This is a genomic window from Arthrobacter sp. (assembly GCF_031179385.1).
In the GTDB taxonomy this organism is placed as follows: domain Bacteria; phylum Actinomycetota; class Actinomycetes; order Actinomycetales; family Micrococcaceae; genus Arthrobacter_D.
Window position 1 is genome coordinate 1 of record NZ_JAPSHV010000099.1, and the last position, 10,126, is coordinate 10,126.

At 62.1% G+C, this 10,126-nt stretch carries 12 protein-coding genes; 5 read left to right on the forward strand and 7 right to left on the reverse strand.

Annotated features, from left to right (window positions below):
* Together RIF85_RS12435 and RIF85_RS12440 are read right to left on the reverse strand one after the other, a co-directional pair.
* A partial coding sequence (locus tag RIF85_RS12435) for a serine/threonine-protein kinase (RefSeq protein ID WP_309072217.1) occupies nucleotides 1–620 on the reverse strand: 620 nt, incomplete at its 3' end.
* A complete protein-coding gene (locus RIF85_RS12440; protein WP_309072218.1) occupies nucleotides 617–952 on the reverse strand; it encodes a hypothetical protein in 336 nt (111 codons plus the stop codon). The genes RIF85_RS12440 and RIF85_RS12435, both read right to left, overlap by 4 nt.
* A 186-nt stretch (nucleotides 953–1,138) precedes the next feature.
* Here RIF85_RS12440 and RIF85_RS12445 point away from each other — a divergent pair, with 186 nt between their 5' ends.
* Together RIF85_RS12445 and RIF85_RS12450 are read left to right on the forward strand one after the other, a co-directional pair.
* Entirely contained in the window at nucleotides 1,139–1,645 is a 507-nt protein-coding gene (locus RIF85_RS12445; RefSeq protein WP_309072219.1) for a MarR family transcriptional regulator, read from the forward strand.
* Between the two features lie 108 nt (nucleotides 1,646–1,753).
* Nucleotides 1,754–2,221: a MarR family transcriptional regulator gene (locus tag RIF85_RS12450; protein WP_309072220.1), complete on the forward strand. Its 468-nt coding sequence runs from the start codon at nucleotides 1,754–1,756 to the stop codon at nucleotides 2,219–2,221.
* On the opposite strand, the gene RIF85_RS12455 is transcribed toward RIF85_RS12450, so the two are convergent.
* From RIF85_RS12455 to RIF85_RS12465, 3 genes are all read right to left on the reverse strand, one after another.
* On the reverse strand, nucleotides 2,222–2,518 hold the full coding sequence (locus RIF85_RS12455) for a hypothetical protein (RefSeq protein WP_309072221.1): 297 nt from the start codon (nucleotides 2,516–2,518) through the stop codon (nucleotides 2,222–2,224).
* Between the two features lie 63 nt (nucleotides 2,519–2,581).
* Nucleotides 2,582–3,040, reverse strand: coding sequence for a DUF3817 domain-containing protein (locus tag RIF85_RS12460; RefSeq protein WP_309072222.1), 459 nt, complete (start codon nucleotides 3,038–3,040; stop codon nucleotides 2,582–2,584).
* Between the two features lie 37 nt (nucleotides 3,041–3,077).
* Nucleotides 3,078–3,995 (reverse strand): EamA family transporter, encoded by a 918-nt coding sequence (locus tag RIF85_RS12465; RefSeq protein WP_375164847.1) that lies wholly within the window; start codon nucleotides 3,993–3,995, stop codon nucleotides 3,078–3,080.
* A gap of 58 nt (nucleotides 3,996–4,053) precedes the next feature.
* Between RIF85_RS12465 and RIF85_RS12470 the strand changes: the two genes are divergently transcribed.
* Nucleotides 4,054–4,542: a MarR family transcriptional regulator gene (locus RIF85_RS12470; RefSeq protein ID WP_309072224.1), complete on the forward strand. Its 489-nt coding sequence runs from the start codon at nucleotides 4,054–4,056 to the stop codon at nucleotides 4,540–4,542.
* On the opposite strand, the gene RIF85_RS12475 is transcribed toward RIF85_RS12470, so the two are convergent.
* Complete coding sequence (locus RIF85_RS12475; protein WP_309072225.1) at nucleotides 4,539–5,066, reverse strand: DUF488 domain-containing protein; 528 nt, start codon at nucleotides 5,064–5,066, stop codon at nucleotides 4,539–4,541. The two genes, RIF85_RS12470 and RIF85_RS12475, sit on opposite strands and share 4 nt — an antisense overlap.
* Nucleotides 5,067–5,104: 38 nt before the next feature.
* Here RIF85_RS12475 and RIF85_RS12480 point away from each other — a divergent pair, with 38 nt between their 5' ends.
* Nucleotides 5,105–8,353, forward strand: coding sequence for a DEAD/DEAH box helicase (locus RIF85_RS12480; RefSeq protein ID WP_309072226.1), 3,249 nt, complete (start codon nucleotides 5,105–5,107; stop codon nucleotides 8,351–8,353).
* 49 nt (nucleotides 8,354–8,402) lie between these two features.
* Here the strand turns inward: RIF85_RS12480 and RIF85_RS12485 are convergent, their stop codons facing one another.
* Nucleotides 8,403–9,008 carry a malonic semialdehyde reductase gene (locus RIF85_RS12485; RefSeq protein ID WP_309072227.1) on the reverse strand — a complete coding sequence of 202 codons (606 nt, stop codon included), beginning with the start codon at nucleotides 9,006–9,008 and terminating at the stop codon, nucleotides 8,403–8,405.
* Nucleotides 9,009–9,192: 184 nt separating this feature from the next.
* Here RIF85_RS12485 and RIF85_RS12490 point away from each other — a divergent pair, with 184 nt between their 5' ends.
* Complete coding sequence (locus RIF85_RS12490; RefSeq protein WP_309072228.1) at nucleotides 9,193–9,861, forward strand: ThuA domain-containing protein; 669 nt, start codon at nucleotides 9,193–9,195, stop codon at nucleotides 9,859–9,861.
* The last annotated feature ends 265 nt before the right edge of the window (nucleotides 9,862–10,126 follow it).

Genomic DNA, 10,126 nt, shown 5'->3' on the forward strand with positions numbered 1-10,126 from the left:
AGGCCGAGGGAATACATATCGCTCGCACTGCCGACACCGCTGCCGCGCGCCTGCTCCGGGCTCATGTAGAGGACGGTGCCCTGCGAGGAAGCATCGTCGTCGCACTGTCTGCCGCGCGCCGCTGTCCCGAAGTCCACAAGCTTCGGCTGAGGAGACGGCGATCCGCCGGCGGTGAGCGCAATCATGATGTTTGACGGCTTGATGTCCCGGTGCACGATTCCGGCGGAATGCAGCGTTTGCAGCGCACGAAACATTCCGTACGCCCAGGCGGTCACGTCGACGTTGTGGGGGGTTGTGCGGCAGAGAATGTCACGGAGGTTCAGCCCGGGAATCAGCTCCTGCACAAGGTAGGCAACCTGGTCGGGCTTTCCCTGGTGTGCCACACCGGAACCCAGCACCCGCGCGATATACGGGGAATCCACGGATCCCTGGAAGTCGGCTTCTGAGGTGAAGGAGTGCCCGGGATTCCGTGCAAGTTTGACCGCTACGTTGGAGAAGGTCTCGAGATCAGTTGCCGACCACAACGTGCCGGTTGCGCCCGAACCGATCCGCTGCCTGAGTTGCCAGCGTCCGGCCAGTACTTGTTTATCGAAGGGAGAAGAGCTCTTGAGCGTGCTCACTTCCAGCTGCGCTCAGATCTAGCCGCCCATAGCAGCGTGGCGACGTCTTCTTTTGTCATCCCTGCCGACTCAGCGATCACCTCGACGGAGCAACCGTCCGACGCCGCACGTTCGACAGCATCCGCGAGCACGGACCGGGCGCGGTCCAACTCCCACTCGAGGCTTTCAACGGCTCCGGCAGCAGCTACCAGTCGCTCTGTATCGGTCGCTCCGTCATCGAGCAGCGGCCCATTCATTCCTCCGATACTCCACAGGTCATCGACCAGCGCCGACGGCGCGGCCGGCGGAACCGAGGATAGGGTCACGGGCGATTTGCGGGCGACTGTAGACATCGGCTGCTCCATATCGGTAGGCAAGATAGTAGCTAGTTCAACTAGTTATATATGACCTTAGCTTGAGCTGTCCACGATGAGAAACCGGAAATATTCGCCTCATCTTGAGATGCTGCCGAAAAGCTCAGACGGCCTTGAGTTTGTCTAGGTGGCCTAGCATGTAGGCGAGCGATAAACTAAGAGACTATGGAAACCGCAACAAGTCCGGACGGCGCAGGCTATTGGTACGTCGATCAGGAAAAACCCGGAAGCGTGGACGTGCTGAACGCACTGCGCGTATACCGGGCTGCGGAAGCCGAGATGCGCCGTCGGACACGTGACTCCATGAAAATGAACGAGACCGATCTTCTGGCCATCCGGTACGCAATGCGGGCACATAAAGCCGGGCACTGCATCAGCCCGAAGGATCTGTCACGCATGCTCAACATTTCGACGGCGTCCACCACCGGCTTGATTGACCGCCTCGTTGCGAGCGGGCATCTCCTCCGTCGGCCGCACCCCACAGACCGCCGGTCCGTCGAAATTGTGCCGACCGACAGTGCGGACAGCGAGGTTCGTCAAACCCTGGGAGACATGCACAAGCGGATGCTTGAAGTCGCCGAATCACTCAACCCCGAGGAGGCATTGCATGTCACGCGGTTCCTCCAGCGCATGACATGGGCTGTCGAACAAGACGACAGCCCGCATCATTAGGTCCCGCCGCCACTCCAGACCAACTCACACCGAGTGTGGAAGCCCGGTTTTCCGTTTTACCCGCTCACACAAGGATTCGTTGCTCAGCAACCGAAAGAGACAAACACCATGGATATCGCGCAGTGGCCTACGAACCGGCTCCTCAACACGGCCGCCCGACTCAGCGCCAATCGCGAAAATGAACAGTTGCGCAGACTCGGGACAACGCACGCTGGGCTACTGACACTTCGCGTGCTCGGCAGAACCAGATCCATCACCCAGGTGGAGCTGGCGCGTGAACTCCGAGTACAGGCGCAGACCATCGGCAAGCTCCTTGAGCGGCTGGAAAACCGAGGACTGATCCTCCGGACCAGAAGCGACGACGACCGCCGGGTCTTCTACGTAAACCTCACCGCTGAAGGCGAGGCCATACTGCAGCGGGCTGAGGACATGGAGGAGGAACAGGCACAGGCGACGGGACGATCGGACTCCATTCTCCGTGAGGAACTCATCGCGCACATCAGGGAACTGGGCGGATTTCCGCACTCCTCCGAGGAGCGTCCGAACCTGCGAATGATCTCAAGCGACCAGTCGTAGTCAGCCCGCGAGCAAGCCCTGGCGGCCACCCGCGGTGGCGTCGAAGGTGCGAGCCTCAAACAACCTCGCGTCCAGCTCCTCCAGGTCCCGGACAGCAGCAGAGATAAGACGCTGCGCGTGGTTTGGATCCCTGATCGTCTCGCAGGCCTGCTGTACGTCAAGCAGGGTACGAGCCAACTCAACACGAACCCGCTCAAGCTCGCGGATCCGGCGGGACGATTCCCTCAGCTCGTCGGCGATGCCGAATGAACCGTCGTACCGGACTGCAGGGTGGGGAGTGATTGAAGATTGAAGCACACAAGAATGGTAAGCACGCTTGCTATCTGCGGGCAAACCGCCATTCCGTTGACTTCGATCCCGTCAGCCAACCTGCACGGGCGGGCCAACGATGAGCAGCGCCGTGAAGACCACACTGACGCCAACAACGGCAACCAGAACCGCAGCCAGCGGATTCCGCAGCACCCACGCCTGTACGTTCTCCACGGGGCCGGTCGGCTGCTCCTTTCCGGCCGCAAGGCGCCAACCGCCGTCGAGCTTTCCGCGGCGTTCCAGCTGCCAGTCAAAAAGCACTGTCGCGAACGGGACCACGCCGGCAACCAGCCCCAGGATTCCCGTGCCTGCGCTCCACCGCTGGTTGACCCACACGAACGCGGTGCTCACCAGGTACGCCAGGAAGACGAAACCGTGCAGCGCTCCGCCGATGGAAACCAACACATCGGTTGTCTCTGACACGTACTTCAGGAACATGCCTGCGAGGAGAAGGGCCCAGGTGATCGCCTCCGCGACAGCAACACTGCGGAAGAGGGAACGAGGGCTCATGGGTATCTCCTGGTCAATCGGGGGCGGTCCTTCAAATCTATCGCAGTGCCGGCAACACCCGGGCCCCTGCCGATTGATCGACGCCGGCCGCCGAGGCATCCCGGGCACTGCTTGGGCGTCGCGAGCCCACCGCGACCACCAGGATCGATCCGATGACCAGCAGCCCACCCAGGCCCTGCAATGGTGAAAGCCGCTCCCCCATTACCAATCCACCCAAAAGCGTGGCGACCACTGGGCTCAGCAGCCCCAGAAAGGACGGCGCCGTAACCGGCAGTCGCTGGATGCCGCGGAACCACAGGGCGTAGGCAACGGCCGTACCCATAACCGCGAGATAGGCGTAGCCGGCGAGGTTCGCGGCGGACAGCACCGGCGGTAGACCTTCCACCGCCAGCATCACCGGAATCAGGACGATACCGCCCCCGAGCAGCTGCCATGCCGTCATGGTGAGCGGTTTCTCCGCCTGTCCCCACTTCTTGGCGAGCACAACCCCTGCAGCCATGGACACTGCGCCACCGAGTGCTGCGAGCACGCCGACGGGGTCGAGCCGTGCCTGTGATTGGAGTACCAGGAGGGCGACACCGGCTGCGCCTGCAATGCCGGAGAGGATAACGGCCAGCGACAACCGGTCTCTGAGAATCCACGTTGCAAGACCTGCCACGATGAGCGGCTGCACCGCCCCCACCGTGGCGGCCACGCCGCCGGGCAACCGGTAGGCAGCGACGAAGAGCAGGGCGAAAAACACCCCGATATTGAGCCCTCCGAGTACCAGCGATTTCCACCACCAGGATCCGCGCGGCAGGCGCCGCACCACGAGCAGGAGCAGGAGCCCAGCGGGCACTGCCCTCAGGACTGCTGCGGTCAGGGGCAGGCCGGAGGGAAGGAGAGCAACCGTGACCAGATAGGTGCTCCCCCACACTGCGGGCGCCATTGCGGTGATCAGAAGGGTCCAGCTCATTTTGCTAAGCACTTAGCTAATATAGCTAAGTGCTTAGTGATCTGTCTAGAGTGGTCACATGAATGACCACGTCGATGAGATCGTGCAACAGTGGCGGACCGAAAGGCCGGATCTCGACGTATCGCCCATGCACGTCGTGGGGCGGCTATCGCGGGTCACCCAGCAGGTGGACCGCCGGCTTGAGGAGAACTTCGCGAGACACGGGCTCGATGCGGGGTCCTTCGACGTCCTTGCCACGCTCCGGCGGAACGGTGCCCCTTTCAGGCTGAGCCCGAAAGAGCTCGCGGCAAGCGCAATGATCACCTCGAGCGCCGTCGCGCAGCGCCTGAACCGGTTGGAGGAACGAGGGCTGATCAGCCGTGCAAAAAGCAGCGTGGACGGACGCGGAACGGAAGTGACACTGACCGCCAAGGGTCGGGAGACGGTCGACGCCACCCTCCCCGCACATCTGGCAACCGAGCACGAACTGCTTGCCGGTCTCACCGCGAACGAGCTCCACACGCTGGCGACGCTGCTCAAAAAGCTCGGAACAGGGGTCGGCGCCTAGTTCTGCACATCCCAGAACACGCGGGAGCCGAGGATTCGGGCGCCATCGGACGGTTCGTGCCGTGTCAAGCGGCCGTCGTGCATCAGATGGTGGACCTCGAATCCATGCAACAGGACCAGTACATCCGCGACGATACGCCGGTGACAGCGCCACCACACGCTTTCGCTGCACATCATCGCAGTGGGATTCTCAGCTGCAACCGCCCGCAACTCCGTCAGCGCTGCCTCGAACTCAGACGTGCGGGTGTAGGCAGCGTAGGCGCGAAACTGCGCTACGCGCCACCATGAATCCGTCTCCGGTTCGCCCGCAGCCTGGCGACGCCGTCCGCCCAGGTCCTCGAACCACCTGTAGTCGATCCCGCCTGACGGCAACCACGCCTCCAACGCTTCCTTGCTCGTATCGAGGTTCCGGCGGCTACCGGGGAAACGTCGGACATCCGCCAGTGTCTTCACCCCTGCGCCCTTGAGTAACGCGCTGAATTCGTCCCGGTTCGCTGTCCCATGTCCGACGGTCATCAGTCGCATGAATCCAGTCTGTCAGTAGCGCGTGAGAGCATGAATTCATGCCCGCAACCCCTTTCCCCATGATCGATGTCACCGACATCATTCGCATGGTGGGAGGAGCCGCATTCCAGCGCGGCCAAGGGTATGCCAAGGACTCGCTCGTTCAGGGGCTGACTTTCGAACCCGATTCCAAAATCCTTCAGGCTCGGGTGATGGGAGGTTCTCCCGCGCCTTATCGCACGCAGCTGTATCTGGCGCTGAAGGGCGACGGCCGGTACCACCTGCGCGACAGTGTGTGCTCCTGCCCGGTGGGACTGGACTGCAAACATGTTGCAGCCGTCGCGCTTCGATCCAACATGGAAAATCTGCGCGCCAATCAAGAGCTGACGGCACCGCCGTCGTCATCCCGTCCGGCAGGCTGGCAGGAGTCCCTCTCGGGCCTGCTCTCCGCCCGCGAAGACGACGACGTCGCGTTGGCCGCGGTCCCGCCCGCCGCCATGGGTCTGCAGTTCGAACTCCGCCCCACCACCGGCCCCACCGGGAACCACCGGCGTGGCTACCGCGGTTACAAGCTAGGCGTGCGTCCCGTGATTCAGAATGCGAAGGGGAACTGGGTCAAGAACAATCTGGCGTGGGGCAACATCAGCTACCAGACGTACGGGCTGAAACTCGATCCTGATCAGCACCGCTGGTTCGCCCAGTTCCCGGCGCTGCATCGTGGTACCGGAGTCACGTACTTCGGCAACAACGACTCGTGGCTCTACCTTGATGATTTCAGCAACCCGCTGTTGTGGCAGCTGCTGCAGGAAGCACAGCGGTTGGGCATCGCCTTCGTTGGGACGAAGAAGAGCGTCACTGTGCAGCTTGCCTCCCAGGCGGTGCTGCTGCTGGACGCCACCACCGTCGACAACGCCATCCAGTTGTGCCCTGCCATCAACATCGACGGTGAGAATCACCCGCCGGATTCGGCGCACGTCATCGCCAACCACGGCGTCTACACCGCGTCCGAGGACGGCGTCATCACCTTGGCGCCGACCACGCGGAAACTCACCGACCATAACCGGGAGCTCCTCGAACGCACCCGACCCGTCCGCATTCCGGAGGCAGAGAAGCAGGAGTTTCTCGCCGGCTTCTATCCGCGGCTCATCCAGTCGATCGACGTAGTGAGCAGCGATGGCTCGGTCACCTTCCCGGAGATCATCCCGCCGGTGCTCGTGCTCACCGCCACCTTCGGCGAGGATGAGCTCGATCTCCGCTGGGACTGGGCGTACCAGACGGGTAGCACAGAGACCCGTAAGCCGCTGAAAGCCGGAAAAGAGGACGACGGCTACCGCGATGCCGGTGCAGAAACCACCGCACTGCAGGCGGCACGGGAAGCCCTTGGTGGGCGCATGGTGAAGGACCGCGTCTACACCGGCATGGAGATGGTGGATTTCACGGAAACTGTCCTTCCTCGCCTCGAGCGCCTTGATGCCGTCCGCGTGGACGTTGTAGGGAACAAGCCGACGTTCGAGGAACTGACCGAAACGCCGCAGCTCCTTATCACCACCGTGGATACCGAAGACCGGGACTGGTTCGATCTCGGCGTACTGGTCACCGTGCAGGGCCGGAAAATCCCGTTCGATCACATCTTCACAGCACTGGCCAAGGGTTCCAACCGGATCAAGCTGGTGGACAACAGCTACCTTTCCCTGAACCAGCCCATCTTCGATCAGCTCCGGGAGCTCATCGACGAAGCGCGGATGCTCAACGAGTGGGAAACGGGCCTGCGGATCAGCCGCTACCAGGCCGGGTTGTGGGCTGAGTTCGAGGATCTCGCAGAGGAGACCGAGCAGGCACAGGCGTGGCGCGCGGCTGTCAACGGACTGCTGGAACTGACTGAGGTGGACCAGACCCCGCTTCCCGATGGACTCCACGCAACCCTGCGGCCGTACCAGGTGGACGGCTTCAACTGGTTGGCTTTCCTCTGGAATCATGGCCTCGGCGGTGTACTTGCCGATGACATGGGTCTGGGTAAGACCCTGCAGACTCTGGCCTTACTGACCCACGCCAAGGAGCAGGGCGAGCAGCGCCCCTTCCTGGTGGTTGCACCGACGTCCGTGGTGCCCAACTGGATCGCGGAGGCGCAGCGCTTCGCTCCCGTCCTCGCCGTTCGCGGTATCGCGGACACGCAGGCAAAGAGCGGCACGCCGATCGCCGAGCAGGTGGAGGGCGCCGACGTCGTCATTACCTCCTACGCACTGTTTCGACTGGACAATGATGCCTACGGCAAGGAGGAATGGGCAGGTCTCATCCTGGATGAGGCGCAGTTCGTGAAGAATCACACGGCGAAGGTCCATCGATGTGCCAAAGACCTGGATGCACCGTTCAAGCTCGCAATCACTGGCACTCCCATGGAGAACAACCTGATGGAGCTGTGGGCGATGTTCAATATCACCGCTCCGGGGTTGTTCCCGTCGTCTCGTGCGTTCACTGAGGAGTACCGGACGCCCATCGAGAAACAGGGCAGCACCGAACGCCTGCAGCGGCTGCGACGCCGCATTCGTCCCCTGATGATGCGGCGGACCAAGGAAGCCGTGGCGTCGGACCTCCCGGCCAAGCAGGAGCAGGTCCTGGCGGTGGAACTGCATCCACGGCACCGAAAGATTTACCAGACACATCTGCAGCGGGAGCGTCAGAAGCTGCTCGGCCTGATCGAGGACCTCGACCGGAACCGGATGATCGTGTTCCGCTCGCTCACGCTGTTGAGGATGCTCAGCCTCGATGCATCACTGGTTGAGCCCGAGTATGAGGGCGTTCCGTCGGCGAAGCTGGACGTCCTGTTCGAGCAGTTGGAGGACGTTCTCGCAGAGGGCCACCGTGCCCTGGTGTTCAGCCAGTTCACGTCCTACCTCAAGCTCGCGGCCGCACGGCTGGAGCAGCAGGGCGTCGAGTTCGCATACCTCGACGGCTCCACCCGGAAGCGGGGCGAGGTCATTGATTCCTTCAAGAACGGTTCTGCGCCTGTGTTCCTGATCAGCCTCAAGGCCGGTGGATTCGGACTAAACCTGACCGAGGCTGACTACTGCTTCCTGCTTGATCCGTGGTGGAATCCGGCCAGCGAATCGCAGGCGGTTGACCGGACGCACCGGATCGGCCAGACGAAGAACGTGATGGTTTACCGGATGGTCTCCACTGACACAATCGAGGAGAAGGTGATGAAGCTGAAGGAGCAGAAGGCCAAGCTGTTCAGCTCAGTGATGGACGACGACGCCGTCTTCAGCTCAGCACTCACCGCGGATGACATCAAGGAGCTGCTCGCGGGGTAACCTGCACGAAACCCCGCGGGCTCGATCTCCTGACCAGTAATCGCCTGAATCAGACTGTACGAACAACCTCGTCATAGGAGAACTTCGGCTTCGCGTCGCCCCATGCTTCGTCCCCCGGCTGACCGATATTCACCACAAGGAAGCTCTTCTGGTCTCCGGCCGGGAAGAAGGCCTCGTCGATTGCGCCAAAGTCTGCGCCGGTCATGGGTCCGGCAGCAAATCCAAGTGAACGAACGGCGAGGATGAAGTAACCGGCCTGAAGGTGCGCATTGTTATTGCCGGTGGCGGCTGCCAATTCGGGATTGGCATCGTACATGGCCTTCGGAGCGTTGTAGCCGGGGAGGAAGCTGTCCCAGTGCCCGGCCCAATCCGTGTCATAACTGAGGATAGCCACCAGGGGTGCACCGGCAGTCTTGGCACGGTTGCCCGGCATCAGCGCGTCGACGAGCTTGGCTCGAGCATCAGCCGAGCGAACATAGGTTACGCGTAACGGCTGTGAGTTGAAGGCGGTAGGACCGAACTTGGTGAGCTCGTAGATGGCCTGGGCCTGCTCCTCGGTTACTTCTCCCGTGAAAGAGTTGGCCGTGCGGGCCTTGGTGAAAATGGCGTCGACCGCGGCCGGATCGATAACTGCTTCTTCGTATGCAATGGTCATATCGGCGTACCTCTCGCTTCATTCCCGTTCTGCCGGGAGTGCTGTGTGCTTCTTCAGTTGCAACTACAAGTACTTGGCAGAGCATCCCGATCGTGACGTGAGACTGGCCACACCCCTCGCCGCTTCCCGATAGGCTGTTTGTCATTTCCTGACGCACACACCTGCTCTCGACGGAAGCGATCCCATGACAACCGCATTGTTACTCAGCGGCACCGGCCGGTATTCCGACCCCTGGCACCCGTTCACCGAAACCTCCGACGCAGTCGCCGATTTTCTGCGTTCTTTAGAGATCTCCGTTGAACTGGCGGCAGATGTGGACGCAGCGCTTGAGTCGCTCCAGGACGAGGCAGCCTGGCCTGACCTGCTGGTGGTCAATGTGGGCCTCCCCCGGGACGGTGCTGCATCGCCTGGAACCGACGCGGCACAGGCGGGCCTGGAGGCATGGGTTTCCGGCGGACGGCCGTTGCTCGCTCTGCATTCCAGCTCGACCAGCTTCGTGGACTGCGATTCCTGGGAACAGGCCCTTGGAGGCCGGTGGGTTCGGGGCGTGTCCATGCATCCGGCGTACGGATCGGCACACATTCTCCTCGAGGGGTCCTTCCCCGTAGGTGTCCCCAATTTCACCGTCGACGACGAACGTTACTCCTGGCTGCGAACCTCACCGGACGTCGTGGTTCATGCCCGCCACAAACACGAAAGCCACCTCCATCCGCTGATGTGGTCTCTGGAACGGAAGGTGGATTCGGGCACGGCAAGGAGTTTCTATGACGCCCTCGGTCACGACGCCGCATCTTACAAGTCGCCCGAACGCCGGCAACTTCTCGAACGTGCAGTGAACTGGCTCCTTGCGTAAGGAGTCACTCTGGTGACGTCCGTTCGCCTCCGCTTCGGGGGCCGGATGTCGACGCGATATTCGGTCTCGCCATGACGCTTCAGGTGACTCATCATGGGCGAGGCACCCGCCCGTAACGAACCGGCGCTCCATTGCTATCTCCGGGTTGGCGACGTCACCCGCGTCGTCGGAGGGTTGTTCCCCGAACCTGAACCAAGCGTGATCATGCGATGACAAACTGCGCGAGCGAAGGCCTCGTCATGGGTTGCCATCAGGAGGGTGCCTC